General features: G+C 66.7%; 30 protein-coding genes. 16 read left to right on the top strand and 14 right to left on the bottom strand.

What is annotated here, in order from left to right; genetic code table 11:
* Positions 1–29: 29 nt before the first annotated feature.
* From ptsP to ABE463_RS13610, 5 genes are all read left to right on the top strand, one after another.
* A complete protein-coding gene (gene ptsP / locus ABE463_RS13630; RefSeq protein ID WP_346468536.1) occupies positions 30–1,751 on the top strand; it encodes a phosphoenolpyruvate--protein phosphotransferase in 1,722 nt (573 codons plus the stop codon).
* 129 nt (positions 1,752–1,880) lie between these two features.
* On the top strand, positions 1,881–3,242 hold the full coding sequence (mgtE, locus tag ABE463_RS13625) for a magnesium transporter (protein ID WP_088432828.1): 1,362 nt from the start codon (positions 1,881–1,883) through the stop codon (positions 3,240–3,242).
* 13 nt (positions 3,243–3,255) lie between these two features.
* Positions 3,256–3,522, top strand: a complete 267-nt coding sequence (locus ABE463_RS13620; RefSeq protein WP_346468535.1) for a hypothetical protein — start codon at positions 3,256–3,258, stop codon at positions 3,520–3,522.
* A 67-nt stretch (positions 3,523–3,589) separates the two neighbouring features.
* A complete protein-coding gene (locus tag ABE463_RS13615; protein WP_346468534.1) occupies positions 3,590–4,390 on the top strand; it encodes a prolyl oligopeptidase family serine peptidase in 801 nt (266 codons plus the stop codon).
* A 184-nt stretch (positions 4,391–4,574) separates the two neighbouring features.
* Positions 4,575–5,030 carry a transposase gene (locus ABE463_RS13610; RefSeq protein ID WP_346468533.1) on the top strand — a complete coding sequence of 152 codons (456 nt, stop codon included), beginning with the start codon at positions 4,575–4,577 and terminating at the stop codon, positions 5,028–5,030.
* 98 nt (positions 5,031–5,128) lie between these two features.
* Here ABE463_RS13610 and ABE463_RS13605 read toward each other — a convergent pair whose 3' ends face one another.
* Genes ABE463_RS13605 through ABE463_RS13595 form a run of 3 tightly spaced genes read right to left on the bottom strand, consistent with a single transcriptional unit; the run spans position 5,129 to position 7,152 of the window.
* A complete protein-coding gene (locus ABE463_RS13605) occupies positions 5,129–6,079 on the bottom strand; it encodes an aspartate carbamoyltransferase catalytic subunit (RefSeq protein ID WP_123728554.1) in 951 nt (316 codons plus the stop codon).
* 16 nt (positions 6,080–6,095) lie between these two features.
* Positions 6,096–6,593: a Holliday junction resolvase RuvX gene (gene ruvX / locus ABE463_RS13600; RefSeq protein WP_346468532.1), complete on the bottom strand. Its 498-nt coding sequence runs from the start codon at positions 6,591–6,593 to the stop codon at positions 6,096–6,098.
* On the bottom strand, positions 6,586–7,152 hold the full coding sequence (locus tag ABE463_RS13595) for a YqgE/AlgH family protein (protein ID WP_259261241.1): 567 nt from the start codon (positions 7,150–7,152) through the stop codon (positions 6,586–6,588). Before ABE463_RS13595 ends, ruvX begins: the two co-directional genes overlap by 8 nt.
* Positions 7,153–7,261: 109 nt before the next feature.
* Between ABE463_RS13595 and ABE463_RS13590 the strand changes: the two genes are divergently transcribed.
* Together ABE463_RS13590 and ABE463_RS13585 are read left to right on the top strand one after the other, a co-directional pair.
* Positions 7,262–7,798 (top strand): DNA-3-methyladenine glycosylase I, encoded by a 537-nt coding sequence (locus ABE463_RS13590; RefSeq protein ID WP_346468531.1) that lies wholly within the window; start codon positions 7,262–7,264, stop codon positions 7,796–7,798.
* Positions 7,795–8,934 carry a hypothetical protein gene (locus ABE463_RS13585; RefSeq protein WP_346468530.1) on the top strand — a complete coding sequence of 380 codons (1,140 nt, stop codon included), beginning with the start codon at positions 7,795–7,797 and terminating at the stop codon, positions 8,932–8,934. The genes ABE463_RS13590 and ABE463_RS13585 overlap by 4 nt, the downstream gene beginning before the upstream one ends.
* A 6-nt stretch (positions 8,935–8,940) precedes the next feature.
* On the opposite strand, the gene ABE463_RS13580 is transcribed toward ABE463_RS13585, so the two are convergent.
* Positions 8,941–9,648, bottom strand: coding sequence for a YitT family protein (locus ABE463_RS13580; RefSeq protein ID WP_123728550.1), 708 nt, complete (start codon positions 9,646–9,648; stop codon positions 8,941–8,943).
* 198 nt (positions 9,649–9,846) lie between these two features.
* Between ABE463_RS13580 and ABE463_RS13575 the strand changes: the two genes are divergently transcribed.
* Positions 9,847–10,668 carry an alpha/beta hydrolase gene (locus ABE463_RS13575; protein ID WP_346468529.1) on the top strand — a complete coding sequence of 274 codons (822 nt, stop codon included), beginning with the start codon at positions 9,847–9,849 and terminating at the stop codon, positions 10,666–10,668.
* A gap of 87 nt (positions 10,669–10,755) precedes the next feature.
* Here ABE463_RS13575 and ABE463_RS13570 read toward each other — a convergent pair whose 3' ends face one another.
* From ABE463_RS13570 to ABE463_RS13545, 6 genes are all read right to left on the bottom strand, one after another.
* Positions 10,756–11,739, bottom strand: a complete 984-nt coding sequence (locus ABE463_RS13570; protein ID WP_346468528.1) for an aldo/keto reductase — start codon at positions 11,737–11,739, stop codon at positions 10,756–10,758.
* Positions 11,740–11,874: 135 nt separating this feature from the next.
* Positions 11,875–12,606 (bottom strand): PIN domain-containing protein, encoded by a 732-nt coding sequence (locus ABE463_RS13565; RefSeq protein WP_346468527.1) that lies wholly within the window; start codon positions 12,604–12,606, stop codon positions 11,875–11,877.
* 19 nt (positions 12,607–12,625) lie between these two features.
* Positions 12,626–13,159 carry a hypothetical protein gene (locus tag ABE463_RS13560; protein ID WP_346468526.1) on the bottom strand — a complete coding sequence of 178 codons (534 nt, stop codon included), beginning with the start codon at positions 13,157–13,159 and terminating at the stop codon, positions 12,626–12,628.
* Between the two features lie 167 nt (positions 13,160–13,326).
* The gene (locus tag ABE463_RS13555) at positions 13,327–13,962 is read right to left on the bottom strand and encodes a hypothetical protein (protein WP_346468525.1); all 636 of its coding nucleotides are present in this window, start codon (positions 13,960–13,962) and stop codon (positions 13,327–13,329) included.
* Position 13,963: 1 nt separating this feature from the next.
* Positions 13,964–15,100, bottom strand: coding sequence for a PilT/PilU family type 4a pilus ATPase (locus ABE463_RS13550; protein ID WP_123728545.1), 1,137 nt, complete (start codon positions 15,098–15,100; stop codon positions 13,964–13,966).
* Positions 15,101–15,151: 51 nt separating this feature from the next.
* Entirely contained in the window at positions 15,152–16,189 is a 1,038-nt protein-coding gene (locus tag ABE463_RS13545) for a type IV pilus twitching motility protein PilT (RefSeq protein WP_019185385.1), read from the bottom strand.
* Between the two features lie 108 nt (positions 16,190–16,297).
* Here ABE463_RS13545 and ABE463_RS13540 point away from each other — a divergent pair, with 108 nt between their 5' ends.
* The 3 genes from ABE463_RS13540 to ABE463_RS13530 are packed head-to-tail and all read left to right on the top strand — an operon-like array spanning position 16,298 to position 18,489.
* Entirely contained in the window at positions 16,298–16,978 is a 681-nt protein-coding gene (locus ABE463_RS13540) for a YggS family pyridoxal phosphate-dependent enzyme (protein ID WP_346468524.1), read from the top strand.
* Positions 16,979–17,005: 27 nt separating this feature from the next.
* The gene (gene proC, locus ABE463_RS13535; RefSeq protein ID WP_346468523.1) at positions 17,006–17,827 is read left to right on the top strand and encodes a pyrroline-5-carboxylate reductase; all 822 of its coding nucleotides are present in this window, start codon (positions 17,006–17,008) and stop codon (positions 17,825–17,827) included.
* 59 nt (positions 17,828–17,886) lie between these two features.
* The gene (locus ABE463_RS13530) at positions 17,887–18,489 is read left to right on the top strand and encodes a short chain dehydrogenase (protein ID WP_346468522.1); all 603 of its coding nucleotides are present in this window, start codon (positions 17,887–17,889) and stop codon (positions 18,487–18,489) included.
* 25 nt (positions 18,490–18,514) lie between these two features.
* Here ABE463_RS13530 and soxR read toward each other — a convergent pair whose 3' ends face one another.
* Positions 18,515–18,949 (bottom strand): redox-sensitive transcriptional activator SoxR, encoded by a 435-nt coding sequence (soxR, locus tag ABE463_RS13525; protein ID WP_184997011.1) that lies wholly within the window; start codon positions 18,947–18,949, stop codon positions 18,515–18,517.
* 91 nt (positions 18,950–19,040) lie between these two features.
* Between soxR and ABE463_RS13520 the strand changes: the two genes are divergently transcribed.
* On the top strand, positions 19,041–20,414 hold the full coding sequence (locus tag ABE463_RS13520) for an MFS transporter (RefSeq protein WP_346468520.1): 1,374 nt from the start codon (positions 19,041–19,043) through the stop codon (positions 20,412–20,414).
* A gap of 20 nt (positions 20,415–20,434) precedes the next feature.
* Here ABE463_RS13520 and ABE463_RS13515 read toward each other — a convergent pair whose 3' ends face one another.
* Together ABE463_RS13515 and ABE463_RS13510 are read right to left on the bottom strand one after the other, a co-directional pair.
* Positions 20,435–22,342 (bottom strand): alpha/beta fold hydrolase, encoded by a 1,908-nt coding sequence (locus ABE463_RS13515; protein WP_259261408.1) that lies wholly within the window; start codon positions 22,340–22,342, stop codon positions 20,435–20,437.
* Positions 22,343–22,380: 38 nt separating this feature from the next.
* Positions 22,381–23,358 (bottom strand): DUF4105 domain-containing protein, encoded by a 978-nt coding sequence (locus ABE463_RS13510; protein ID WP_346468569.1) that lies wholly within the window; start codon positions 23,356–23,358, stop codon positions 22,381–22,383.
* Between the two features lie 210 nt (positions 23,359–23,568).
* Here ABE463_RS13510 and ABE463_RS13505 point away from each other — a divergent pair, with 210 nt between their 5' ends.
* A complete protein-coding gene (locus tag ABE463_RS13505; RefSeq protein WP_346468568.1) occupies positions 23,569–23,979 on the top strand; it encodes a GFA family protein in 411 nt (136 codons plus the stop codon).
* On the opposite strand, the gene ABE463_RS13500 is transcribed toward ABE463_RS13505, so the two are convergent.
* Positions 23,976–24,194 carry a hypothetical protein gene (locus ABE463_RS13500; RefSeq protein WP_346468519.1) on the bottom strand — a complete coding sequence of 73 codons (219 nt, stop codon included), beginning with the start codon at positions 24,192–24,194 and terminating at the stop codon, positions 23,976–23,978. The genes ABE463_RS13505 and ABE463_RS13500 overlap by 4 nt on opposite strands.
* 196 nt (positions 24,195–24,390) lie before the next feature.
* Here ABE463_RS13500 and ABE463_RS13495 point away from each other — a divergent pair, with 196 nt between their 5' ends.
* From ABE463_RS13495 to ABE463_RS13485, 3 genes are all read left to right on the top strand, one after another.
* Positions 24,391–25,527, top strand: a complete 1,137-nt coding sequence (locus tag ABE463_RS13495) for a PepSY-associated TM helix domain-containing protein (protein WP_346468518.1) — start codon at positions 24,391–24,393, stop codon at positions 25,525–25,527.
* Complete coding sequence (locus ABE463_RS13490; protein ID WP_346468517.1) at positions 25,524–25,706, top strand: hypothetical protein; 183 nt, start codon at positions 25,524–25,526, stop codon at positions 25,704–25,706. Before ABE463_RS13495 ends, ABE463_RS13490 begins: the two co-directional genes overlap by 4 nt.
* A 91-nt stretch (positions 25,707–25,797) precedes the next feature.
* The gene (locus tag ABE463_RS13485) at positions 25,798–26,580 is read left to right on the top strand and encodes a hypothetical protein (protein WP_346468516.1); all 783 of its coding nucleotides are present in this window, start codon (positions 25,798–25,800) and stop codon (positions 26,578–26,580) included.
* Position 26,581: the final 1 nt, after the last annotated feature.

The following is a 26,581-nucleotide window of genomic DNA, read 5'->3' as shown; positions in this document are numbered from 1 at the left end:
CCGCACCGGCCCGGACCGCGTCCGGGGCGATGCTGTTGTCCGGCCACGGTGCCTCGCGCGGTAACGCCCTGGGCCGTGCCCGGGTGCGCCTGCCGCATGCCCTGGAAGTGGCCGAGCAGCGCATTGCGCCGGCCAAGATCGAGGCTGAGCTGGAGCGCCTGCACGTGGCCGTGGAAGCGGCCCGTGGCGAAATGCACGAGCTGCGCCAGCGCCTGCATGGCGCGCTCAACCAGGAGGTCGGCGAATTCCTCGACCTGCATGCCCTGCTGCTGGATGACCCCGAACTGCTGTTCGGCCTGGACGAACTGATCCGCAGTGGCCCGTACAGCGCCGGCTACGCCTTGCGCGTGCAGCGCGACCGCCTGGCCAAGGTCTTCGACGGCATGGACGATGCCTACCTGAAGAGCCGCATGGACGATCTGGACCATGTGATCGGCCGCATCCATGCCTTCCTGCAGAAGCGCCCGCCGGACGTCAAAGGCATGGCCGGCGAGATCCTGATCTGCGACAACATCGCGCCCTCCGAGCTGGCCCAGCTGCAGGCCCACGGTGTGGTCGGCATCGTCACCGCCGGGGGCAGCGCGCTCTCGCACAGCGCGATCCTGGCGCGCAGCCTGCACCTGCCGTTGATCGTCAACGTCCCGAACGTGCTGCAGAAGGTCGCCGATGGCGACGTGCTGATCATGGACGGCAGCGATGGCACGGTCACCATCAACCCCCAGGCACAGGACCTGCGCGACTACCGCGTGCGCCTGCGTGAGCACGCGCGCGAGCAGCGCGAACTCGGGCGCCTGCGCACCAAACCCAGCCGCACCCGCGACAACGTCGATATCGCCCTGCTCGCCAATGCCGAGTCCAGCGAAGACGTCACCCAGGCGCATGCGCTGGGCGCACACGGGCTGGGCCTGTACCGCACCGAATTCTTGTTCCTGCAGCGCAACGAGCTGCCGGACGAGCAGGAGCAGTTCGAGACCTACCGCGATGCCGCCCTCGGCATGAGCGGTCGGCCGGTCACCATCCGCACCCTGGACCTGGGCGCGGACAAGGCCGACCGCACCGGGCTGACCCTGAGCAACGAAGAAAACCCGGCGCTGGGCCTGCGTGGTGTGCGCCTGTCGCTGGCGCGGCCGAAGGTGGCCGACACCCAGCTGCGCGCGATCCTGCGCGCCTCGGCCTACGGCAAGCTGCGCATCCTGATCCCGATGGTGAGCACCCGCGAGGAAATCCTTGCGGTCCGCCGACGCCTGGCCAAGCAGGCCGAGCTGCTGCGCGCGGAAGGCCACGAAGTGGCCGAGCACATCCCGTTCGGCGCGATGATCGAAGTGCCGGCCGCGGCGATCGCGCTGGAGAGTTTCATCGATCTGGTCGACTTCCTCTCGATCGGCACCAACGACCTGGTCCAGTACCTGCTTGCCGCCGACCGCAACAACGAGGCGGTCGGCGAACTGTACTCGCCGCTGCACCCCGCAGTTGTGCGCCTGCTCGCGCACATCCTGCGCACCGGCCAGGCGTACAACATTCCGGTGGCGGTGTGCGGCGAGATCGCCGGCGACCCGTTGATGACCCGCCTGCTGCTGGCCCTGGGCCTGACGGAATTCAGCCTGCACCCGGGCACGCTGCTGGAAGTGCGCCGCGCGGTGCGCGACAGCGATCTGTCGGTGCTGCAGGCGATGGCGCCCAAGCTGCTGCAGGCACGCGACCGCCGCGGGATCGAACGCTGGATCGAGAAGGCGAGCCTGGCGACGGCATGACGGTTGGCATCGCCTACGGTGATGGCCTACCGGATTGACATGTAAGCGCGCGATAATGACGCGGTGACCACCGCCCATGCCGCATCCTCTACCGGATAGCGGCCTTTTCTTTTTCCGCAGGAGCTGCGCATGGCCGAAGCCGTACGCCACGACAAGACGGCGCGCCAGCTGCGGCTGTTGTCCGATGCACTGGACAGCGGGCGGTTGGGTCCGGTCCGTCGATTGGTCAACACCCTGGCGCCGGCGGAAATCGGCAACCTGCTCGAATCGCTGCCCCCGGGCAAGCGCGAGATTGTCTGGGGCCTGGTCGATCCGGAAGACGACGGCGAGGTGCTGGTCCACGTCGGCGAGGAAGTGCGCGAAAGCCTGCTGGCCGACATGGACCCGGACGAAATCATCGCCGCGGTCGAAGATCTGGACATCGATGACCTTGCCGATCTGGTCGAAGACCTGCCGGACACGGTCATCGATGAAGTGCTCAAGTCGATGGACCGCGAGAACCGCGAGCGGCTCGAGCAGGTGCTGTCGTACCCCGAGGACAGCGCCGGCCGCCTGATGAACCCGGACGTGGTGACCGTGCGCGCCGACGTCAATGTCGATGTGGTGCTGCGTTACCTGCGCCTGCGTGGCGAACTGCCCGACCACACCGATCACCTGTTCGTGGTCAGCCGCCGCCATCAGTACCTCGGCCGCCTGTCGCTGGCCGCGCTGGTGACGCACGAGGACAACACCCCGATCAACCGCCTGATCGATGACGAGCAGCCGGCGATCGATGTCGGCGAAAGCGCCGATGAAGTCGCGCGCCAGTTCTCCGATCATGACTGGGTCTCCGCCCCGGTGGTGGACGACAACAACATCCTGCTCGGGCGCATCACCATCGATGACGTGGTCGACATCATCCGGTCGCAGGCCGAGCACCAGGCGCTGGGCGCCGCCGGTCTGGACGAAGAGGAAGATCTGTTCTCGCCGATCAAGCGCGCCGTGCGCGGCCGCGTGGTCTGGCTGGGCATCAACCTGTGCACCGCGTTCCTGGCGGCCAGCGTGATCGGCCAGTTCGAGCTGACCCTGCAGAAAGTGGTGGCGCTGGCCGTGCTGATGCCGATCGTAGCCGGCGTGGGCGGCAATGCCGCCGTGCAGGTACTGACCCTGATGGTGCGCGGCATCGCGCTGGGCCAGGTCGGCCAGAGCAACGCGCGCATCCTGCTGTGGAAGGAATCACGGGTCGCGCTGATCAACGGCACCCTGATCGGCACCGTGGTCGGCATCATCGCCTACCTCTGGTTCCACAGTTTCCTGCTCTCGCTGGTGATCACGATGGCGCTGATCATCAACTTCTGCGCCGCGGCCCTGGCCGGCGTCCTGCTGCCGCTGCTGCTCAAGCGCATGAACGTGGACCCGGCCGTGGCCGGTACCGTGGTGGTCACCGCCGTCACCGACGTCATGGGCTTCTTCAGCTTCCTCGGCCTGGCCTCCCTGATCCTGCTGCACTGACCCTGGACCCCGCATGGCCCTGACCCTCGACAACTACTTCGTCCCCGGCTGGCGCGACGCGACCTATACCTGCGCCGCCTGCGAATGGCAGGGCAGCGCGCGGCAGATGCCGATGGAACTGCACGAAGACGAAGCCCAGTTCGACTGCCCGCAGTGTGAGAACCCGATCCTGCTGGTGGTCCACCCCAGCTTGGCACAGGTGCAGGCGGCCGCCGCCGACGGTCACCCCGAAGCGATCGAACAGCTGGACATCCTCGCCGCGGCCCCGCACCCGCACTGATGCACTGCAAGATGCTCCAGCGCGCCACCGGGCCTAGACTGAAAACGATTTCAATCAGGGCACGACAATGGCACGACGCTGGGGTGGATGGCTGCTGTGGGCGGTGGCGATGATGACGGTGGGCGGCTGTGCGAGCACTCCGGCGGCCTCCGGTGGCCAGTTCGTCGGCCGTGCGGTGAAAGTGGATGGGCAGACCGCGTATTACCAGGTATTCGTGCCGCGCACGGTAGGCGCCTCACGCGGCGAACTGCCCGTGGTGCTGTTCCTGCATGGTTCCGGTGAGCGTGGCCGCGACGGCCGCCGCCAGACCCAGGCCGGGCTGGGGCCGTACCTGCGCCAGCACGCCTCCACCTTCCCCGCGCTGGTCGTGCTGCCGCAGACGCCGGATGACCAGGAGTGGTCGGGCGAGAACAACCGCATCGCGCTGGCCGCGCTGGATGCCGCCATCGCCGAGTTTGGTGCCGACCCGCAGCGGCAGTACCTGACCGGGATGTCGATGGGCGGCTACGGCAGCTGGAACATCGCGCTGGAGCACCCGGACCGGTTTGCCGCGATCGTGCCGGTCTGCGGCGCGGTGCTGTCCCCGCACCAGAGTCGCCCGGACCTGCAGGTGGAGGCCGTGGCCGGCCAGAGCGACCCGTACGCCGCCATTGCCCAGCGCCTGCGCAACGTCCCGATCTGGATGTTCCATGGCGCGCTGGACGACCTGGTGCCGCCGGAGGACGACCGCAAACTGCACGCCGCGTTCCAGCAGGCTGGCGCAAAGGACGTGCGTTACACCGAGTACCCACAGGGCAACCACAACGCCTGGGACGCCACGTATGCCGACGACGCGATGTGGGCGTGGATGTTCGCGCAGAAGCGATGATTGGCTGATGGGACAGCGAATCTGGTAGTGCCGGCCGCTGGCCGGCTCTGCAGCAAACCGTCATCAATCGCATACGCTTCGTGAAGCCGGCCAGCGGCCGGCACTACCTTGTTTGGGTCTTCGGCGATAACGGTTTGCGCCATTGGCCGATATCATGGCGCTGCGGCATCACTCACGATGCAGCATGAGTTCTTCTCGACTACGCGTGGGGCGCTGTTCCATTCCAGGACAGACCTATGTCCTGACCATGGTCTGCCATCACCGTAGGCGCTGGTTTGTGGATCCCGAGGTTTCCGCAATTGCCATGTCGCACCTGAAGGAAATGGACGAACGTGGATACGTACGATCCCTTGCCTGGGTGGTCATGCCCGACCATCTGCACTGGTTGGTGGAACTGGAAGCTAAGCCACTTGCCGATATCGCTCGACGCTTGAAATCATCGACTGCGTTGGCGATCAATCGATCGCTGGGTCGTGGTGGTTCGTTCTGGCAAGCCGGTTACCACGATCACGCCGTGCGTTGCGACGAGTCGCTGCATCGGCACGCCCTTTACATCCTCGGCAATCCGATCCGTGCAGGGCTTTCAGAGCAGATCGGAGACTACCCGTACGCGTGGACCCTGTGGCCACATGACCGGTAGTGCCGGCCGCTGACCGGCTGCGGTTGAATGCGGCAGAGCCGGCCAGCGGCCGGCACTACCTTTCATGGGTATCGTGTGCGGTTCGATACCCATGACACTTACCCCAGCAACGTTTCCAGCACCGCCATGCGCACGGCGACGCCGTTGGCGACCTGGCGCAACACCCACGACTGCGGGCCATCAGCCACTTCGTCGGTGACCTCCACGCCGCGGTTGATCGGGCCCGGGTGCAACACGGCGGCATCGGTGCCGGCACGCTTCAAGCGCGCGGCATCCAGGCCGTACTGGGCGTGGTACTGCTCCAGCGAGGGCACCAGGCCTTCTTCCATGCGCTCGCGCTGCAGGCGCAGCATCATCAGCGCATCGGCGCCTTCCAGCATGGCGTCGAAATCGTCGCCGACGATGCAGCCCTTGAGGGTGTCATCGTCCGGCAGCAGCGACTGCGGGCCGCACACGCGGATCTCGCCGACGCCCAGCGTGCGCAGGGCATGCAGGTCGGTGCGGGCCACGCGCGAGTGCTTCACGTCGCCGACGATGATCACCTTCATCTTCGAGAAATCGCTGCCCTTGGCCTGGCGCAGGGTCAGCATGTCCAGCAGGCCCTGGGTCGGGTGCGAGCTGCGGCCGTCACCGGCGTTGACCAGGGCAGTGCCCTCGCCCGCTGCGGCGGCCAGCGCCGCCACAGCGCCATCGTCGGGATGCCGGACGACGAAACCGCGCACACCCATCGCCTCCAGGTTCTTCAGCGTGTCGCAGGCGGTCTCGCCCTTGCGGGTCGAGGACGTGGAGGCGTCGAAGTTCAGCACGTCCGCGCCCAGCCGCTGCGCGGCCAGCTGGAATGAGCTGCGGGTGCGCGTGGACGGTTCGAAGAACAGCGTGCAGACCGCCGAGCCACCGAGCACGTGACGCTTGTTGCCGACCCGGCCAACGGCCGCATCGCGGATCTGGCCGGCGCGGTCGAGCAGCTGCAGCAGGGTTTCGCGGGGCAGACCTTCCAGGGTCAGCAGGTGGCGCAGGCGTCCATCGGAATCGAGTTGCGAGGCGGTCATGGGCAGGGTCTGAGGGTCAGGAAACGGGGGTGGCGTCATCCGGGCAGGAGAGCCAGCGTTCGATGATCACCGCCGCGGCCACTGCATCGAGTGCAGCGGCATCGCGACGGCGTTTGCGGCCTTCGGCGCGCTCGACCGCGAACCGGCGTGCCGCCTCGACCGAGCTGGAACGCTCGTCGACCAGCACCACCGGCAGTTTGAATCGTTCCCGCAGCTGGCGGGCAAAGCCCTGCGCACGCTTGCGGTTGGGCTGGTCCTGGCCGTCCAGGGTCAGCGGGTCGCCGACCACCAGGCCGTCCGGCCGCCACTCTTTGATCAGGCGCTCCACCGCGGTCCAGTCCGGGCCGTTGCCGTGGACATCGACCACCGCGATCGCACGCGCATGGGTGCCGAACGAGCTGCCGATGGCCACGCCGATGCGGCGCGAACCGACATCGAAGCCGAGCACCGTGCCATCACGGCGGATGGTCGGCGGCGCGGGCGTGGCGGGCGCTGGCGTGGCCGGCTCAGACATGGCCGCTGTAATCGGTGAGGCGGAACAGGTCCACGCCGATACGTGCCGCCGCACCTTGCCAACGCTGTTCAAACGGGGTGCTGAACAACAGCTCGGCATCGGCCGGCACGGCCAGCCAGCTGTTCTCGGCCAGCTCGGATTCCAGCTGCCCTTCGCTCCAGCCGGCGCAGCCCAGGGTGACCAGCGCATTGCGCGGGCCTTCACCACGGGCCATGGCTTCAAGGATGTCGCGCGAGGTGGTGAGGAACACGCCCTCGCCCACGGCCAGGCTGGAATCCCAGTTGCGCGCATCGTCATGGATCACGAAGCCGCGCTCGGGATGCACCGGGCCGCCGTTGAGCACGATCTGGCCAGGCAGCGTGTCACTGGTGGTGGTGATGTCCATCTGGGCCAGCACCTCGCCGAGGGTGTACTCGGAGGGCTGGTTGACCAGCACGCCCATCGCGCCGTTCTCGTCGTGCTGGCAGATCAGCGCCACGGTACGGGCAAAGGTGGGGTCGGTCAGCGACGGCAGCGCGACCAGCAGGTGGTGGGCAAGCGAAGTAGACAGTTCAGACATGGCCCCATTCTAGCCGCTGGCCGTGATGTGCGCTTTCGCGCTGACATAATGCAGGCCTGCACGCGTGCCCCGGCCCGCATGCCTGATCCGCCATCGCAAGGAGCTGCACGTGTCCGGTTACTGCCTCATCGCCCCCGGCCATCCGGTCCACGGTCACTACCATGACCACGAGTACGGCTTCCCGCAGCGCGAGGAGCGCGAACTGTTCGAGCGCCTGATCCTGGAGATCAACCAGGCCGGCCTGAGCTGGGAGACCATCCTGAAGAAGCGCGAGGGCTTCCGCGCGGCCTACGACGGTTTCGACGTGGACACGGTAGCCGCCTATGGCGAGCGCGACATCGAGCGCCTGCTCAACGATGCCCGCATCATCCGCAACCGGCTCAAGGTGCACGCGGCGGTCCACAACGCCCAGGTGATCCAGCAGCTGCGGGGCAGCCATGGCAGCTTCGTTGCCTGGCTGGATGCCCACCATCCGCTGGACAAGGCGGCCTGGGTGAAGCTGTTCAAGAAGACCTTCCGCTTCACCGGCGGGGAGATCACCGGCGAGTTCCTGATGAGCCTGGGCTACCTGCCCGGCGCGCACAGCCCGGACTGCCCGGTGTTCAAGCGTATCGACACCCTCACGCCTGCCTGGCGCCAGAAGTGACGCACCCGGTAGTGCGGGCTGCGCTGCTCGCTGCCCTGAGCCTGCCCCCGCTGGCTGCCGCAAGCGATCTGGACGGCGTGCTGGAGCGCCTGCGCGCGGAGATCGCCGCAGTGCCGGCCGACGACCCGGCCCCGATCGATATCGTGCTGGCCCGCTACCGCGACGAGACCGGCATCGACCTGCAGATCCCGGTGGCCGGTGACAGTGATGCGCCGCTGCCCGCGCTGGTGCGCCCGGCCAACGTCACCCCGGCGGACTGGGACGCGGTCAGCCGCTACCTGCGCCAGACCGATGCCCAGCACACCGTGCCGGTGGAGATGGGCGAGCTGTCGCTCTCCCTGCTCGATCTGGATGGCGACGGCCAGCGTGACCTGGTGCAGAGCGCCTACAGCGGCGGCACCGGCCTGTACACGCAGGTGGACATGCTGCGGCGGGATCCGCAGCGCGGCTTCGTGGTGCCGACCTCCCTGGATCCGCAGCGCCCCTGGGCGCAGGGCCAGTACGGCCTCAGCGGACGTGGCAGCGATCAGGGCCTTTACTGGCTGCGCATCGACGGGGTCAGCTACATCGCCTACCGCGATGGCGACTACTACGGCGATACCCTGCTGCTGAACCGGCCGTTGTCGGCGGACCCGCGCGAACGCAGCCCGACGACCCGGTTGCAGGTGCGCTACGGCCGCGAGCATCGGCTGGCCGATCCTGCGGTGCATGCCGATGGCGAACCGCTGGACGCGAACGCCACCGCAATCGCGGCCGACCGGCGCCTGCTCAAGCACATCGACCGCCTGCTGGCCGCGCTGACCCTCGATGGCGACGGGGTGGCGCACTTCGGCGACGAGCAGGCGCGTTGCCCGGTGCCACCCGGCACCGATCCGGGCGAGGCCGACATCTGGCCGTGGCGCGGCGCCGGCAGCTACACCTTCGATACCGCCGCCGACACCGTGATCCGCTCGGGGAAGCAGTGCTACAGCGCCACGCTCATTGCCCTGCGCAGCAGCTATGCCGGCGACCATGCCCTGTGCTGCCAGCTGTGGTTGTACCGCGGCCCTGGCGAGCAGGTGGCCACGCTGGACCTGCGCAGCCGCCGCTGGGTCTCCGGCGTGACCGTCGTGCCGGTGCCACCGCAGGGCGAGTAACGGGCGTCAGACGCCCATGTAGCGGCCCGGGCGGTGGTTGAACATCAGCACCAGGCTGAGCACCACCGCACCGATCGCCGAGTACATCACCTTGGATGGGGAGAGCACCGAGAACGCCACGCACATCAGCAGCGTGTCGAACGACATCTGCACCTTGCCGGCGCTCCAGCCGCGGGTGCGCTGCAGGTACACCGCCAGGATGCCGATGCCGCCCAGGCTGGCCCGGTGGCGGATGTAGAACAGGATGCCCAGGCCGGCCAGCGCCCCGCCGACGATGGCCGAGTACAGCGAGCTCATGTGGGCGAAATCGGCCCAGCGCGGCAGCAGGTCGGTCAGCACGCCGCAGGCGGTGACCGCCGCGAAGGTCTTCAGGGTGAATTCCCAGCCCATGCGGCGCACGGCCACCCAGTAGAACGGCAGGTTGACCAGGACGAACACCAGGCCGAAGTTCCAGCCGAAGGTGTAGTGGGCCAGGAAGGCCAGCCCGGCCATGCCGCCGATCATCAGCCCGCCCTTGGCGAAGATCGCCAGGCCGAGCGAGGCGACCAGGGTCGCCAGGACCATGCCCTGCACGTCCTCGGCCACGGAATGGCGCAGCGCCTTCTCGTCGGCCACGGTGCCGGCACTGTCCGGAGGCGGGGTCAGCGGGCCTGCGGTGACCAGGTGGCCGTCAGCGTCGTCGCACGGCGCCGGGCCATGGGAATCAAGGGACATGAGGGTGGGGGTGTGACGTGGGGAGCGGTATTAGACACGATCGGCGTGACAGATGCTGGGGAGATTGATTCAGGCCCCCGGTCTGGTCGCCCCGGGACGCCAAACCGACATCTGCTTTTCATCCCGGCTGAACACCCTCTAGACGCAGCATGCACAGGTACCCCGCTGTGCCCCTCCCTCCCTCAGGAGTTCCATGCCATGCCCTACGTCACCACCGCCGACAATACCGAGATCTTCTACAAAGACTGGGGCAAGGGTCAGCCCCTCGTGTTCCATCACGGCTGGCCGCTCAGCGCCGATGACTGGGACACCCAGCTGCAGTTCTTCCTGCTGCAGGGCTACCGCGTGATCGCGCACGACCGCCGTGGCCATGGTCGTTCCGCGCAGACCAGCGGCGGGCATGAGATGGACACCTACGCCGCCGACGTCAACGCGCTGGCCGATCACCTGGACCTGCGCGATGCGATCCACATCGGCCATTCCACCGGCGGTGGCGAAGTCGCCCATTACGTGGCGCAGGCCAAACCCGGGCGCGTGGCCAAGGCGGTGCTGATCGGCGCGGTGCCGCCGATCATGGTCAAAAGCGAGGCCAACCCGGGCGGCACGCCGAAGGAGGTCTTCGATGGCTTCCGCCAGGCACTGGTCGCGGGCCGTGCGGCGTTCTACCGCGACGTGCCGATTCCCTTCTACGGCTTCAACCGCGAGGGCACGCCGCCGCAACAGGGCATCGTCGACAACTGGTGGCGGCAAGGCATGATGGGCGCGATCAACGCGCACTACGACTGCATCAAGGCCTTCTCGGAAACCGACTTCACCGACGACCTGAAAAAGATCGACGTACCGGTGCTGATCCTGCATGGCGATGACGATCAGATCGTGCCGATCGCGGATTCAGCAGAGCTGGCGATCAAGCTGCTCAAGCACGGCACATTGAAGGTCTACAAAGGCTTTCCGCATGGCATGTGTACGACGCATGCGGATGTGATCAACGCGGATCTGTTGGCGTTCATTCGCGGGTGAGGCGTGTGCCGACCCACGGTCGGCACCTACCCGGGATGCGTTGCACCGGTAGCGCACGACCGTTGGTCGTGCGCACCACCGCCCCGCTCAGCGCGCGACCAGCTTCTGCCGCTCGGCGTTGTAGCGATCGCCAACGATGGCGACGCTGTCCAGCGCCGCACCGATCTGCTGCAGCTCCGCATCGCTCAACACCACGGCCACCGCACCCAGGTTTTCCTTCAGGCGGTGCAGCTTGGTCGTGCCCGGAATCGGCACGATCCACGGCTTGCGCGCCAGCAGCCAGGCCAATGCGACCTGCGCCGGCGTTGCCCCCTTGTCGGCGGCAATCGCGCTGATGCGATCCACCAACGCCTGATTGGCCTGGCGCGCTTCAGCTGTAAACCGCGGCACGCTGTTGCGGAAGTCATCGGCCGCGAACTGCGTATCCACGTTGATCGCACCGGTCAGGAAGCCCTTGCCGAGCGGGCTGAACGGCACGAAGCCGATACCCAGTTCTTCCAGCACCGGCAGCACCGCCTGTTCCGGCTCACGCCACCACAGGGAATACTCGCTCTGCAGCGCCGTCACCGGCTGCACGACGTGCGCGCGGCGGAGGGTATCGACGCCGGCTTCGGACAAGCCGAAGTGCTTCACCTTGCCCTCGCCGATCAGGTCCTTGACCGTGCCGGCCACGTCCTCGATCGGCACGTTCGGATCCACCCGGTGCTGATAGAAAAGATCGATGCGGTCGGTCTTCAGGCGCGCCAGGCTGGCCTCGGCCACCGCACGGATACGCTCGGGGCGACTGTCCAGGCCCGCATCCGCATGGCCGTCCTTGAAGCCGAACTTGGTGGCGATCACCAGCTGGTCGCGGAACGGGGCCAGCGCCTCGCCGAGCAGTTCCTCGTTGAGGAACGGCCCATAGGCTTCGGCGGTATCAAAGAAGGTGACCCCCTGCTCGACCGCCGCGCGCAGCAAGGCGATCGCCTCGGTACGGTCGGTGGCCGGGCCATAGCCATAGCTCAGCCCCATGCAGCCCAGCCCGAGGGCGGAAACCCGCAGGCCGCTGCGGCCCAGTTCACGTGTCTGCATGGTGGTGCTCCTGCCGGTGAGCCGGCGTCATGGGGGAGAGCCACGATAGCCCTGTCGGCTGGGGAGATTGGATAGTGCGGAGTGCTGTCGGTGATGAGCGTGGCTAATCAATCGAAGAAGACCGCAGGCAGTGCATCAGCTTGGCAGCGCGTAGGTGACCTTTTTGTCCTTGATCGATACCCATTTGCGCTGCTGCAGCTGCTGGATCAAGGCCGTGCGCTCGCCCGCATTCAGGGTGTTCTGGAACATCGCACTGATGGCGTTTTCCAGTGTCTTCGACGTTCTGGGTCTTGCCGCTCCCTGTTTCCCCAAGAGCACAACAATGCGCTCGATACGCTTGGCAGACTCACCGGAAGCTGGCTTTGGCTTCGGCGTGGGCGTGGTTTTGGAAGCACTCACGGCCGGCGCTTGCTTCGCCAGCATAGGAAGTACTGCTGGATGTGTAGCCGACACCGATGCGGACTGCGCACACGGCATGGCGCCACTGGGGGTATGCACATCGCCCGCCAATGACAGGTCTTCGATGGACGCTGCGCGGGAGACTCTCAGCCCTCGCGCGCGCAGATGCTTGACCAGCGGATCGAAGCCCGTATCTCTGGAGATGATATGAAAACTGCAGTGAGGCGCCGCAGCCGCCAGCTCACCGATATAGAACGCAATGTGGAAATCCAACGCATTGGAGCCACCGCCACTGCAGCGGATGTAGCGTGTACCCGTTCCCAGCGCCTGAAGTGCGGCAGCGACATCGATACTGATCTTCGCCTGTGCCACACCGACGAACACCAGCACATGAAAGTCCGGCCCCTCCAACGCCGCCAGGGTTTTCGGCTGCACGTTCTCGTAGTCGATCAGGACGTAGTTGCGCACTGCCACCATTATCCAGCCCTCAGGAAGCGCCACCGCCGCGCAGCGTGCCGATCAACGCGAGCAGCAGGAAGAATCCACCAAAGATCACCACCAGGATGTGCCACACGCCGAAGCGGTCGGACATCCGCATATCCATGCCTTTGTCCTGGTGGTAGCGACGCAGCAGACCGTTGTCCGGCAGCAGCGGAACGAAGCTGAACAATGCGAACACCCAGAGGCCGTTGGGAAGACGGCTGGAAAAGTTCAGCAGGAAGTAGGCCGCGCCCAGCAGGCCCGGCGCGACCGCCAGCGGGCGGAGGTGATTGCTGGCGGCATCGCGCAGATCACTGAAGCACAGGTACGCCCACAGCGGCGAGAACAAGGCCCGCGCCCACGGCCATTGGTCCCCACCGGTTTCATGCTTGATCGCCCGCCAGTTGCGCCAGAACCAGTACACCGGATAGATACCCAGCGTGGTCAGTGACAATGCGGCGATCTTCAACGCGGGTGGCGAGTAGTACGTTGCGACGTCAGTGGCGGCGAAGGTCGCCTCTGGCAGTACGGAAGAAGCCATTGGCGCGGTCGCCGGCGCCCGATACGGGTCGTGCATGTCCATATGCCCATCACCTGATACGTTGATACCGGCGAGGTGCCGGCGCCCCCTGCGTTCCGGTTGGCCGGTACGGCGCGACTATCGCAGAGCCCCAGCGTCTTTTCCAGATGCGCCACTGAAGCGTGTCCTCAATCCCGTACCGGGGGCGCATCACACCCCGCCAACCTCAACATCGCGCGGCCCGCCTGGCGCAACGAGAGCGCCTTCGGCTGCCAGCGGTACACCCAGTGCTGCCGTCCCTGGCGCAATGATTCGAAGTACCAGCCCTCCCCGTCCAGACCGAACCGGGCCGGGACGTCAGGCTGCAGGCCATCAAAGGCATCCACCACCGACGCCCACTCCGTTGCGGTCAGCTCCCGGTCAGCCGCACATGGCCACGCCGGTTTCTTCGGGTACCCCGGTGCTGACAGTTCAGGAATGCTCCGTGAAGTCATCCACATATGTCCGGCTGCATCACGCTGCGCCCGCAGCGCAATACCCGGCGAAAATGGCGGCTCCCAGACGAACCGATACGCCTCCGCAGGCGGCGTGCCACAACGGAACGATGGCTCCTTGCTGCCTCGCAGCGCGCCGGCGTAACCCCAGGCAACCGGGTCCACCATTCCCGCCTCGTCCGAGGGGTCTAGCGAGTCGACGTCCCCCAGATACCACGCCGGTGCGTCCGGATCGGTACAGGCGGGAAGATCTACCGCCTGCGCGGCGCTAGCCGCACACAGCATGCCCGCTGCCAACAGCATCCCGCCCCAGCGTGCGTTCGATGCCATCTCAGCGGACTTCCGAAATCTCCACCCCGTCCAGCCCCTGCGACAGCGTGCGTGCATCGCCGCCCTGCGAGAGCTTGATGCGCAGGCGCACTTCGTTCTGCGAATCGGCATAACGCAGCGCATCTTCGTAGCTGATCTCACCGGCCTGGTAGAGCTCGAACAGACTTTGATCGAAGGTCTTCATGCCCAGCTGGACAGAGTCCTTCATCACTTCCTTGAGCTTGTGGATTTCGCCGTCGCGGATGTAGTCCTGCACCAGCGGCGTGCCGAGCATGATCTCCATGGCAACCTTGCGCGACTTGCCATCCGGCGAGGGAATCAGCTGCTGGGCGACCACGCCCTTGAGGTTCAACGAGAGATCCATCAGCAGCTGGTTGCGACGGTCTTCCGGGAAGAAGTTGATGATGCGGTCCATCGCCTGGTTGGCGTTGTTGGCGTGCAGCGTGCACAGCACCAGGTGGCCGGTTTCGGCGAAGGCGATGGCGTGGTCCATGCCCTCGCGGGTACGCACCTCGCCGATCATGATCACGTCCGGCGCCTGGCGCAGGGTGTTCTTCAGCGCCGCTTCCCAGCTGTCGGTATCGATGCCCACTTCGCGCTGGGTGATGATGCAGCCCTCATGCTTGTGGACGAACTCGATCGGGTCTTCGATGGTGATGATGTGGCCGGTCGAGTTGTGGTTGCGGTAGCCGATCATCGCCGCCAGCGAGGTGGACTTGCCGGTACCGGTCGCACCCACGAACAGGATGATGCCGCGCTTGGTCATCGCCAGCGTCTTGATGATCGGCGGCAGGCTCAGCTCTTCCACGGTGGGAATGCGCGTCTCGATCCGGCGCAGCACCATGCCGACCTGGTTGCGCTGGTAGAAGCAGCTCACACGGAAGCGGCCGACCCCGGACAGGCCGATGGCGAAATTGCACTCGTGGGTCTTTTCGAACTCTTCGCGCTGCGCCGGCGTCATCACGTTCAACACCAGGTCGCGGCTCTGCTGCGGCGTCAGCGGTGTCTGGGTGATGGGCGAAATCTTGCCGTTGACCTTGATCGCCGGCGGCATGCCCGCGGTGATGAACAGGTCCGACGCCTTCTGGTGCGCCATCAGCTTGAGGAACGAGGTGAAGTCGATGGTGGTGGTGCTCATCGCGGTGTACTCCGAAGGTTTTCAGGAGCCGGCCAGCGGCCGGCACTACCACTATTCGAAAATCCGCTTGTCCTTGGCGTACTCGCGCGCCTGGTTGCGGGTGATCAGGCTGCGCTTGACCAGGTCCTGCAGGTGCTGGTCCAGGGTCATCATGCCCATCTGCTGGCCGGTCTGGATCGCCGAGTACATCTGCGCGACCTTGTCCTCGCGGATCAGGTTGCGGATGGCCGGGGTGCCCACCATGATTTCCCAGGCGGCCGTACGCCCACCACCGACCTTCTTCAGCAGCGCCTGCGAGATCACCGCGCGCAGCGACTCGGACAGCATCGAGCGCACCATCGGCTTTTCGCCGGCAGGGAACACGTCGATGATGCGGTCGATGGTCTTGGCGGCCGAGCTGGTGTGCAGCGTGCCGAACACCAGGTGGCCGGTTTCCGCAGCGGTCAGCGCCAGGCGGATCGTTTCCAGATCGCGCAGTTCGCCGACCAGGATGATGTCCGGGTCTTCACGCAGGGCCGAACGCAGCGCTTCGTTGAAGCCGTGCGTGTCGCGGTGCACTTCGCGCTGGTTGATCAGGCACTTCTGCGAGGTGTGCACGAATTCGATCGGATCCTCGACGGTGAGGATGTGGCCGTATTCGTTCTTGTTGATGTGATCGATCATCGCCGCCAGCGTGGTCGACTTGCCCGAACCGGTCGGGCCGGTGACCAGGATCAGGCCCTGCGGCTGATCGATCAGCTCACGGAAGATCGGCGGGCAGGCCAGGTCTTCCAGCGTGAGCACTTCCGAGGGAATGGTACGGAATACCGCACCCGCGCCGCGGTTCTGATTGAAGGCATTGACTCGGAAGCGCGCCAGCGAGGGAATCTCGAACGAGAAATCGACCTCGAGGAATTCTTCGTAATCACGACGCTGCTTGTCCGACATGATGTCGTACACCAGCGCGTGGACCTGCTTGTGGTCCAGGGCCGGAATATTGATGCGGCGGACATCGCCGTCGACGCGGATCATCGGCGGCAGGCCGGCCGACAGATGAAGATCCGACGCTTTGTTCTTTACAGAAAACGCCAACAGCTCGGCGATATCCATGCGCTGCTACTCCCCATGACTGCTGCGACTGGAAGGTTCTTTCCCCGGGCGGCAGTATAGAGCGAGATGTGCACAATACGCTCCAGCCCCTGATCCACCGGACCCGCCGTGACCATCCAGACCCTGCCTGCCATCCTGACGAACCTGCACAACGCGGCGGTGGCCGCCGGACGGCCAGATCCGGTCCTGCTGGCGGTCTCCAAGACCCAGCCGGCCGAGGCCGTGCAGGCCTTGGCCGCGCAGGGCCAGCGGGCCTTCGGGGAGAACTACGTGCAGGAGGCGGTGGCCAAGATCGAGGCGCTGGCACCGCTGGGCCTGGAGTGGCACCTGATCGGCCATCTGCAGTCCAACAAGGCCGAGCTGGCCGCCCGCCATTTCGACTGGGTGCAGAGCGTGGACCGGCCCAAGCTGGTCACCGCACTGGCCGCGCACCGCCCGCCCGGCCAGCCGCCGCTGAACGTGCTGATCCAGGTCAACATCGATGACGAGGACAGCAAGCACGGTTGCGCGCCGGAGGACATCGACGCGCTCGCGGCCGCCATCGCTGCGGCGCCGCAGCTGCGCCTGCGCGGGCTGATGGCGATCCCGGCGCCCTGGCCGGACGCCGCGCGTCGCCAGGCCGCCTTCACCCGCATGGCCGCGCTGTTCGCCACGCTGGCCGCAGCGCATCCGCAGGCGGATACGCTGTCGATGGGGATGAGCAGCGATTACCCTGAGGCCATCGCCCATGGCGCCACCATGGTCCGCATCGGCACCGCGCTGTTCGGCGCACGCCCGCGACCGGCCTGAGCGCCCCGCCCGCTCCAAGGAGAGTTCATGAGTACGTCCCCCATCACCTTCATCGGCGGCGGCAACATGGCCCGCAGCCTGATCGCCGGCCTGGTCCGCCAGGGCGTGGCCCCGGCCAGCCTGCATGTCGCCGAGCCGGTCACTGAACTGCGTGAGCAGTTGACGGCCGAGTTCGGGATCAAGACCTACGCCAGCGCGACCGAGGCCGCCGCGCAGGGCACGGTCTGGGTACTGGCGGTGAAGCCGCAGGTGCTGCGCGATGTCTGCGCCTCGCTGACCGATATCGCCCAAGGCAAGCAGCCGCTGGTGGTCTCCATCGCGGCCGGCATCACCAGCGGCCAGCTGGACCGCTGGCTGGGTGGCGGCCAGGCCGTGGTCCGTGCGATGCCCAACACGCCGGCCCTGCTCGGCGCCGGTGTGACCGGGCTGTTCGCCACCGCCGAGGTGAGCGCCGCGCAGCGCGCGCAGGCCGATACCGTGCTGGCCAGCGCCGGGCGCACCGTGTGGATCGAGGACGAAGCGCGCATGGATGCCGTCACCGCGGTCTCCGGCAGTGGTCCGGCCTATGTGTTCCTGTTGGCCGAAGCGATGGAAGCGGCTGGCATTGCGCAGGGCCTGCCTGCCGAGGCCGCCCGCACGCTGGTGGTACAGACGCTGCTCGGTGCCTCGCGCATGCTCGATGAATCCGGTGAAGCCCCGGCCGAACTGCGTCGCCGCGTGACCTCGCCGAACGGCACCACGCAGGCGGCGATCGAGAGCTTCCAGGCTGACGGTTTCGAGGCCATCGTGGCACGCGCGATCGACGCGGCGACCACGCGTGGGCAGGCATTGTCGGCGGCAAATGATTGACGGCCAAACGCAGCCACGCATGGCGTGGCGCTACCCCTACGTTTACGGGAGACATGCACATGAAGATCCTGCTTGTCGGTGCCAGCGGCACCCTGGGCCAGGCGGTCGCCAGCACGCTCGGCGTACACCATGAACTGATCCGCGCCGGCCGCCACGGTGGCGATGTGCAGGTCGATCTGACTGACGACACCAGCGTGCAGGACCTGTTCGCGAAGGTGGGCAAGGTCGATGCCGTGATCGCGACCACCGGCCGGGTGCACTTCGGTCCACTGGCCCAGATGCGGCCGGCCGACTTCAACCTCGGCCTGCAGGACAAACTACTCGGCCAGGTGCGGTTGAGTCTGGCCGCCCAGCATCACCTGAACACCGGCGGCTCGATCACGTTGACCAGCGGCATCATCAGCGCCCAGCCGATCCGCGATGGCGCCAACGCCACGGCATCCAATGCCGCGCTGGAAGGTTTCGTGCGCGCCGCCGCCTGCGAGCTGCTGCCGCGGGGGCTGCGCATCAATGCCGTGAGCCCGAACGTGCTGGCCGAATCGGTGGACGACTACGGCGCCTACTTCCCGGGCTTTGAACCGGTGACCGCGCAGCGCGCATCGCTGGCCTACCAGCGCAGCGTGGAAGGCATACAGAGCGGGCAGGTCTTCACCGTCTGGTGAGGCGGGAGCCGCCCAGCGGCCGGCCCTACTCCCAGCGGCGCGGGCCGTCGCCCTGATCGCCGAGCGCATCACCGGGGTTGGTCAGGCGGCAGCGCTTCAAGGACAGGCAGCCGCAGCCGATGCAGTCGGTGAGCTGGTCGCGCAGCAGCAGCAACTGCTCGATGCGCTGGTCCAGCTCACTGCGCCACAGCGCCGACATCTTCGCCCACTCGGCCTTGGTCGGCGTCTTGTTCTCGGGCAACGCAGCAAACGCGGTCGCGACTGCTTCCAGCGGCATCCCGACCCGCTGGGCGACGCGGATCACCGCCAGCCGGCGCAGCACGTCGCGCGCGAAACGGCGCTGGTTGCCGGCGGTACGCAGACTGCGGATCAGCCCCTTGCGCTCATAGAAATGCAATGCCGATACGGCCACACCACTCCGCTTGGCGACGTCGCCTACACTCAGTTCCTGCGCGATCACTGCTTGACCTCAACCTTGGTTCAGGTGGCATCCTGCGCGCCGCCGGGGGTGCAGTGCAAGCCCGGCCCTCCTCCCGATGTCTGGAATCCGCATGTCCGCTGACGCCTCGTCTTCGCCCACCACCGCTCCGGTGGCGGGCGCCCCGATCCCCTCGATCCTGTCACCGGCCTACCGCGCCACCACGATCGGCATGGTCGCGCTGGTCTCGCTGCATGCCTTCGAGGCACTGGCCGTGGCCGCGGCGATGCCGACCGTCGCCCATGATCTGGATGGGCTGCGGCTGTACGCGCTGGCATTCGGCGGCACCCTGGCCACCAGCGTGATCGGGATGACGCTGTCCGGCCGCTGGAGTGATCAGGGCGGCCCGGCGCGGCCGCTGTGGCTGGGTCTGGCCTGCTTCGTCGCCGGCCTGCTGGTGGCCGGGTTCGCCCAGCACATGCCGGTGCTGGTGCTGGGCCGCTTGATGCAGGGCCTGGGCGCCGGTGCGATTTCGGTCGCGCTGTACGTGCTGGTCGGGCGCTCCTTCCCCGAGTCGATGCGACCGCGGGTGTTCGCCGCGTTCTCCGCCGGTTGGGTGGTGCCCTCGTTGATCGGCCCCAGCATCAGCGGCCTGATCGTCCAGCACCTGGGCTGGCGCTGGGTGTTCCTGATCGTGCCGCTGCTGGCGATCCCGGCGGCGTTGCTGCTGCGCCCCGCCCTGCGCCAGGTCGGCGTCGTAGCCACAGGCAGCACCGGCCGCAACGTGGTGCCCTGGGCCGTGGGTGCCTCCCTGGGTGCGCTGGCGCTGTACATCGGCGGGCAACAACAGGGCTGGTTTGCGATCGCGCTGCTGGGCCCTGCGTTGGCGGTGCTCGCGCTGTGCAGCTGGAAGCTGTTGCCAACCGGCACGTTGATGCTGCGCCGCGGCCTGCCCAGCGTGATCGCGCTGCGTGGCATCGCCGCCTCGGCGTTCTTCGGCTGCGAAGCCTTCCTGCCCCTGCTGCTGCAGCGCGAACGCGGCTTGACGCCGGTTCTGGCTGGTGTGGCGCTGAGCCTGGGCGCGCTGGGCTGGTTCTCCGGCTCCTGGCTGCAGGGCCATCAGCAGCGCGGCTGGTCGCGCCGGCAATTGCTGCAGTCCGGCGCGCTGTTGATGTGCGTGGGCATCCTGGCCACCTCGCTGGCGATCCAGCCCGGCATACCGCTGTGGTCGGCGATGGTGGGCTGGGTGCTGACCGGGCTGGGCATGGGGTTGATCTACCCCAGCCTGTCGGTGCTGACGCTGTCGCTGTCCGCGCCTGAGCACCAGGGCGCCAACACGTCTGCCCTGCAGCTCAGCGAGGCCCTCGGCGTGGCGACCACGCTGGCGATCTCCGGCTCGTTGTTCGCGCTGTTCCTGGACGGCCGCGAGGTGCTGGGCTACCTGCTGACCTTCGCGATCATGCTGGTGCTGGCGCTGTCGAGCGTGGTCGTCGCGCGGCGGATCTGACGCTCAGCGGGACACGCCCCTTACGGATGCGTGTCGCCGACCTCTTCAAGATCCTCACGCAGGATGCGGCGGATCTCCAGCACGGCCTGCGGGGTTTCCTGCACGCTGTGCCCGGAGATGATCACCTTCTCCGACACTGCCCCCTCCAGGTGCGCGCTCCAGTACGGCACCAGGCCATCATCGGACTGCAGCAACGGCACTTCCGGTTTGCGCTGGGCGATGATCGAGTGGTACTTCAGCCCCGGCGTGATCGGCAGCGCACCGGCGGCCTTCACGAATGGATCGCTGGCCTTGAGGTTGTCGATGCTGTTGGGAATCTGCAGCTTGGTCGTGCTGTTGGCCGATTCGGATTCCTGCAGGGTCACGAACACATCCTCGAACTTGCCCAGCAGGGTGATCGGCAACCGCACCAGCCGGCCGATCAGGCGCCCCACCCGATTGCCGGCGATGTCCGTGCCCTTGTGCGGGGCGGCGATGAAGATCGCCCGCTCCACGTTCGGTTCGGCAGTGAAATGCAGCAGCGGCCCCAGCTTGGTTTCCACCCGTTTCAGGCGCTCGCCCTTGAGGTCGTAGTTGGCCAGCAGATCGTTCCACAGCACATCACCGGAGGAAGTCACCAGCAGGCGCGCGAGCACACCGCCCATGCTGTGGCCGATGAACACCATGTCCTTGGACGCCGGCGTGCTGCCGGTCGGGTCGAAGTGCTTGAGCGTGTTGTTGAAGGCCTGGTTGATCTCGTAGCGGTTGAGCGCGATCGGGGCGTTGGTGGGGTAATACACCTGCCAGACCTGGAAATGCCGGCGCAGCTCGGGATCGCCCATGATCTCGTTGGCCACGTTCACCCACGCTTCCGGGCTGCTGCCCAGGCCGTGCAGCATGAAGATGATGCGGCGGTTGGGATCCCACGGCTGCATCAGGTACATGTGCGGCGCACCGATGCCTTCGCTGAGGCCGAACAGCGTGCGCAGCGACTGGGTGGCAAAGCCGGACTGGGCCAGCCAGATACCGTAGGCAGCGGTGAAGTTGCCGGCCAGCGGCACCTTCTCACCGTGCAGGTCCACGCGCTCGGTGGATTCGGGCGAGTACACCTCGAACAGTACCTGGGTCGTATCCAGCACCTGCTGCAGGGTGTCGCCCTTGAAACGCAGCAGCGCGGTGGCGTTGATCGCCGACATCTCGCTGTACTGCGGAATCTCCACCTTTTCGCCATCGGCCGGGGCCACCAGCTTGGGCGGGTCCATGATCACCACCAGCTCGGCGCCGAAGCCATCACGGCGATAAGTACTGCGCAGGCCGGCGAAGCTCAGCGCCGAGGCGGACACCATCCGGGTCGGGATCGTCTGCATGCGCAGCTCATCGAAATCGGCGGTCAGCGTCCAGCGCTCGCCCGCCACGGCGGCGTTGTAATCCTCGCCTTCCAGCGCGCTCTCGCGGCTGCGCTTGAACACCACCGAGGCGGTCTGTTCGGCGGCGTAATTGTAGTAATCGCGGACCTGGGTCTGGCGATCCTCAAAGGCGCGGTCCGACGGCGTGCGGCCACTGAAGAACAGGTACGCATAGGCATAGCGTGCCGCCTCCAGCCAGGCATCCAGTGCCGCATCGGACATCGGCGTCTTTTCGCGGTCCTTGGGCTTGGGGGTGAGCGCCAGCGCTGTCTTCACCCACAGCTCGGACTGCGCGGACAGGCGCTGCTCCTCAGGAAGCACGTCGGTATGCCCCAGCGTCTTCTGGCAGGCGGCCACGTCCTTCTCGCACTGCGCCACGTCCATGCCGATGACGCTCAGCGTCTCCTGCGAGGCGGCGCTGAGCTTGCCAGAGGTGAGCACATCGCCGCGCTTGTTGGCGAGGTAGTCGGTCGGCGCCACCTGCTTCATGGTGACCATCGCACAGCCACTGGACAGCAGCAGCGAGAGCACCACGGCCAGCATCGGCAACGCGCGGTGCGGCAACAGCTTCAATGCGGAACTCATGGAACGCTTCCCTGCTCTGCCCCCGGGACGCCCCGGCGGATCACCTGTGAAAAATCATCGGTCTCGCTGCTGGCGCGTGCACGATCGGTAATGCGTCCGCGTGCCTTCAGCGTCTCGAACGGCACGCCCGGCGTGAGCACGCCCAGATCACGCGCGTACTCGGCGAAGTAGCCCGAGGCCAGCAGCCGGTAATCCACCGGCAGGCCCGGCGCGATCTGCTTGGCCAGTTCGTACACGATGGTGGTGCAGTTGCTGGTCAGGGTGTTGTAGAACGCCGGCGCGGCATCGAGCTTGCGGGCCTCGCCCAGATAGGAGAGGAACAAGCCCTTGAGCTGCTCTTGGGTCATGCCGTGCAGACGGTACAGATACACGTCTTCGCCCCGCGCGTTGGTACGCGTGCGCACGATGTCCGATTCCTCCGAGGCAACCAGGGTCATTTCGAACTTGCGGAAGAACCCGCCGAGCGCCGAGAACGACTCGCCGCGCTCCTTGCGGATCTCCAGTGAAAACACCAGGTAGCGGCCATCGTCGAAGCCGAACGAGATCAGCGTGTGCGCGATCGCCGGGCCCATCCAGTAGGACATGATCAGGTCGGCCGAGCGCAGCTGGTCCAGGTTGTATTCGCGGCGCACCCAGCGCGCGTCGTAGTCGGTCTCGCTGCGCCAGGTGAAGTCACGGACGTTGTCCAGCACCACGCGTGACCCATCCACCTCGACCACCTTCAGGCGCTGGGCGACGTCATCGGCCCAGATCCGATCCTGGCGGGGAGTGAGCAGCAGCCACCAGATGCCCGAGAGCACCAGTGCCACGCCGTACAGGACGCCTGGCCAGCGCCCGGCGCGCGCACGCGCCACGCCCACCGCACCGGTGACGGCGAACACCACCCACAGCGCAACCAGCAGATACCGCAACCAGCCCGGACCCGGCAGCTGATAGGCCAGCAAACCAGTAATCCACAGCGCCGCCAGCAGCATCAGCAGCGCCAGCCCCCATCGTCCTGCCTTCTTCACGCATCGATCCGTCGTCTATCCGGGGCGCTAGTTAGCCATAACCCCTGTGTGCGCCGCATGTCGAGCCTGTTCAGCTTCGGGCGGCGTTCACCCGCCGGCAGCCGCCCGCTGGCCCGGGCCGGGCGACCGGCCGCATACTTCCAGCCCTCTGAACGGCTACAGGACGCGCCATCCATGCAGGGTCTGACCACGGTCGGGGGTGTCCCCATCCAGCGGCACCATTTACTCCGGTGTCATTGCGGCGCCGTCGTCCTGCGCCTGCATCTGCCCGACGGCGTGGTCTCGCCGCGGCGCTGCGACTGCTCGATGTGCCGGCGGCGCGGCGCGATCGTCGCCTCGGTGAAGCTGGCCGATCTGGAGGTCGTACAGGGGCACGACGAGCTGCGCCTGTATCAGTTCAACACACATGTCGCCCGTCATCACTTCTGCAGCGTGTGTGGCATCTATACCCACCACCAGCGCCGTTCATCGCCGGACGAATACGGCTACAACGTTGGCTGCCTGGACGGCGTCAATCCGTTCGATATCCATGAGGTGCCGGTCAACGACGGGGTCAACCACCCCGCCGATGCCAAAAGCCCTTAGCGACGGCCTGGGCCAATCTTCTGCCACGGGGCCATGCCCTTGCGCCCGTGCAGCAGCGGGCGCTTGAGGGGCAGCCGGCGCGGCATCGGAATGCCCACCCCGGGTGCGGCCGTATCGTCCTGGCGCAGGGATTCCGCGCGCTCACCGACCAGCAGGGCCGCCACTTCTTCCAGTCCGTTGCGCATCGCGCGCGCGGCCGTCTGCAGGGGATTCATGGCATGTCTCCAAGTGCGGTGGGGACGATCTACGCTACTGACCGGTGGGCATCGAAACCGTGAACGGAATGGGTCAACAAGATGAAAGCGCCTTTTCCTGAACTCGCCAATGATGTGAGACGCATTTGCGTTTGAAGACCCCCGTCTCGATAATTCCGGCCCATACCGCGCCTCCAGCCATCGCCAGAGAGCTTTCATGCAACGTGCCACCATCAAGGCCTGGTTTGTCATCCATAAGTGGACCAGCCTGGTCTGTACCTTGTTCCTGTTGCTGCTGTGCCTGACCGGCCTGCCGCTGGTGTTCGCCGAGGAGATCGCCCACCTCAGCGAGCCGGAGGTCGCCACAACCGCCGCCGACGCCCCCCCGCGTGATCTGGACGCGCAGGTAAGCACCGCGCTGGCGCAGTATCCCGGCGATGTGCCGCTGTTCGTTGGCTGGGATCCGGATGCGCCCACCGTGTACGTCAACACCGGCGCCCGCGCGGACACGCCGCCGCCGCAGATGCACACCGCGCTGCTGCATGCGACCACCGGCGAGGTACTGCCGGCCGCGCAGTTCAACGAAGGCGTGATGTATTTCCTCTACCGTCTGCACACCGATCTGTTCCTCGGTCTGCCGGGCATGTTGTTCATGGGCGCGATGGGGCTGTTGTTCGCGGTCGCGATCATCTCCGGGCTGGTGCTGTACGGACCGTTCATGCGCAAGCAGCGCTTCGGCACGCTGCGCACCGGTCGCAACCGTCGGTTGGCCTGGCTGGACCTGCACAACGTGCTGGGCATCGTCACCCTCGGCTGGGCACTGGTGGTGGGCATCACCGGCGCCATCAACACCATTGCCAAGCCGCTGGAACAGGCCTGGCAGAGCGAGCAGCTCGGCGAGTTCGCCGCCCGCTATGCCGGCCAACCGCGCCCGGCTACGCTGGCCTCGCTGCAGGCCGCCGTGGACACCGCCCGCGCCGCCGAGCCCGGCATGCGCCCGGCCTTTGTCAGCTTCCCCGGCACCGGCTACAGCGGTGACCATCACTATGGGGTGTTCATGCAGGGCAACACCGCGCTTACCGAACGGCTGTATCGCCCCGTGCTGATCGATGCCAAGACCGGCGAACTCACTGCTCAGCCGCAGCTGCCGACCTATATGAGCGTGCTGCTGCTGAGCCAGCCGCTGCACTTCGGCGACTACGGCAAGCTACCGCTGAAGGTCCTGTGGGCGCTGCTGGATCTGCTCACCATCGTGGTGCTGATCAGCGGCCTGTACCTGTGGGTGAAGCGCGGCAGTACCGAGGCACGCGTCACCGAGATCGAGCGCGCCGCGAAGACCGGCGGTGCCGCATGAGCGCACCGGTGAAGCCACCGCGCAGCCCGTTCATCGCCCCGGCGTGGATCGCACTGGTCAGCGTGGTCGGGCTGGTCAGCGCGTTGATCGGCGACGGCGTGTTCGATGTGATCTCCTGGCTCGTGTTCAGCGCGCTGATCGCGCTGGTGGTGCGCGCGTGGGTGAAGCGCACGCGCTGAATGCGCAACGAGCTGGCCTATACTCGCGCCCCTCACACGCACCGCGAAGATAGACATGGATGCTGGCTCCATCGTTCGGCACGGCCCACCGTTGCTGCTTGCCCTGACAGCTGCACTGGGTGCGAACGTCGCCCAGGCCAATGCCCGGCTGGACGCCACGTTGGCCGTTCAACGCGAGGCGCTCTCGCAGATGCAGGGGCTCAATGCCAACGACGTACCGGCGACTGGCGTTTCGCTGGAGACCATGCAGACGCAGATGCGCAGGGTGCTCGATCTGTCGGTCCTGACCGATACGATCGAGGCAAACGACCGCGCCGGATTTGATGCCTTCTGCGAGAACGTCAGCACTGCAGCATTCGCCTATAACGACCACATCAGCGGTGCTGCGGACGACCTCATGAAGTACATCGAGGCCAACCCCAGCACCCCCCGGGCCAACGAACAGCTCGCGCGATTCGGCCCCGAGATACTGCAGGCCTCCGTGTTCTTCATTGGCTGCGCGGCAGTGCAGCTGCGGCTTGACGGAGAACGCATCGCGGCACGTCCGGAATCAGAGCGGGACCCCATCGAGCCGGCCATGCTCAAGAACACCGCGGACTTCGGCGCCACCGCACTGCAGAGTCTGGCCAGGCACATCGCCTCGCAGGAGCTTCCTGAGGAGCAGCGCCGCCGACTCGCCCGCGATGCCCAGCCGGTCGCCGCGATGATGGCCCGCGTACTGCCGCTGCCGCAACGTGCACAGGTCGCAGAGGGACTGCAGCTTCGGCGCGACGCCGGCGAGGCGAATGGCGAACTGCTGGTCCCGCTGATCGACGCGCTCAACACCACGGACTGCCAAGCGACCTGCCAGATACTGACCGCCGCGCTCCCTTGAA

The sequence above is a fragment of the Stenotrophomonas sp. TWI819 genome, assembly GCF_039673075.1.
Lineage (GTDB): Bacteria > Pseudomonadota > Gammaproteobacteria > Xanthomonadales > Xanthomonadaceae > Stenotrophomonas > Stenotrophomonas rhizophila_B.
The sequence above is the reverse complement of the archived record's forward strand: the minus strand, read 5'-3'. Positions and strand labels throughout refer to the sequence as shown.

Coding starts and splice junctions, on each gene's coding strand:
- ABE463_RS13610 (WP_346468533.1), top strand. CDS start 4,575: ATGAGTTCTTCTCGACTACGCGTGGGGCGCTGTTCCATTCCAGGACAG.
- ABE463_RS13555 (WP_346468525.1), bottom strand. CDS start 13,962: ATGGCATCGAACGCACGCTGGGGCGGGATGCTGTTGGCAGCGGGCATG.
- ABE463_RS13530 (WP_346468522.1), top strand. CDS start 17,887: ATGAAGATCCTGCTTGTCGGTGCCAGCGGCACCCTGGGCCAGGCGGTC.
- ABE463_RS13550 (WP_123728545.1), bottom strand. CDS start 15,100: ATGAGCACCACCACCATCGACTTCACCTCGTTCCTCAAGCTGATGGCG.
- ABE463_RS13605 (WP_123728554.1), bottom strand. CDS start 6,079: ATGACCGCCTCGCAACTCGATTCCGATGGACGCCTGCGCCACCTGCTG.
- ABE463_RS13615 (WP_346468534.1), top strand. CDS start 3,590: ATGGCACGACGCTGGGGTGGATGGCTGCTGTGGGCGGTGGCGATGATG.
- mgtE (WP_088432828.1), top strand. CDS start 1,881: ATGGCCGAAGCCGTACGCCACGACAAGACGGCGCGCCAGCTGCGGCTG.
- ABE463_RS13515 (WP_259261408.1), bottom strand. CDS start 22,342: ATGCTGGCCGTGGTGCTCTCGCTGCTGCTGTCCAGTGGCTGTGCGATG.
- ABE463_RS13505 (WP_346468568.1), top strand. CDS start 23,569: ATGCAGGGTCTGACCACGGTCGGGGGTGTCCCCATCCAGCGGCACCAT.
- ABE463_RS13520 (WP_346468520.1), top strand. CDS start 19,041: ATGTCCGCTGACGCCTCGTCTTCGCCCACCACCGCTCCGGTGGCGGGC.
- ABE463_RS13500 (WP_346468519.1), bottom strand. CDS start 24,194: ATGAATCCCCTGCAGACGGCCGCGCGCGCGATGCGCAACGGACTGGAA.
- ABE463_RS13570 (WP_346468528.1), bottom strand. CDS start 11,739: ATGCAGACACGTGAACTGGGCCGCAGCGGCCTGCGGGTTTCCGCCCTC.
- proC (WP_346468523.1), top strand. CDS start 17,006: ATGAGTACGTCCCCCATCACCTTCATCGGCGGCGGCAACATGGCCCGC.
- ABE463_RS13580 (WP_123728550.1), bottom strand. CDS start 9,648: ATGTCCCTTGATTCCCATGGCCCGGCGCCGTGCGACGACGCTGACGGC.
- ptsP (WP_346468536.1), top strand. CDS start 30: ATGCTGTTGTCCGGCCACGGTGCCTCGCGCGGTAACGCCCTGGGCCGT.
- ABE463_RS13495 (WP_346468518.1), top strand. CDS start 24,391: ATGCAACGTGCCACCATCAAGGCCTGGTTTGTCATCCATAAGTGGACC.
- ruvX (WP_346468532.1), bottom strand. CDS start 6,593: ATGTCTGAGCCGGCCACGCCAGCGCCCGCCACGCCCGCGCCGCCGACC.
- ABE463_RS13595 (WP_259261241.1), bottom strand. CDS start 7,152: ATGTCTGAACTGTCTACTTCGCTTGCCCACCACCTGCTGGTCGCGCTG.
- ABE463_RS13490 (WP_346468517.1), top strand. CDS start 25,524: ATGAGCGCACCGGTGAAGCCACCGCGCAGCCCGTTCATCGCCCCGGCG.
- ABE463_RS13620 (WP_346468535.1), top strand. CDS start 3,256: ATGGCCCTGACCCTCGACAACTACTTCGTCCCCGGCTGGCGCGACGCG.
- ABE463_RS13545 (WP_019185385.1), bottom strand. CDS start 16,189: ATGGATATCGCCGAGCTGTTGGCGTTTTCTGTAAAGAACAAAGCGTCG.
- ABE463_RS13510 (WP_346468569.1), bottom strand. CDS start 23,358: ATGCTGCTGGCGGCGCTGTGGATTACTGGTTTGCTGGCCTATCAGCTG.
- ABE463_RS13560 (WP_346468526.1), bottom strand. CDS start 13,159: ATGGCTTCTTCCGTACTGCCAGAGGCGACCTTCGCCGCCACTGACGTC.
- ABE463_RS13575 (WP_346468529.1), top strand. CDS start 9,847: ATGCCCTACGTCACCACCGCCGACAATACCGAGATCTTCTACAAAGAC.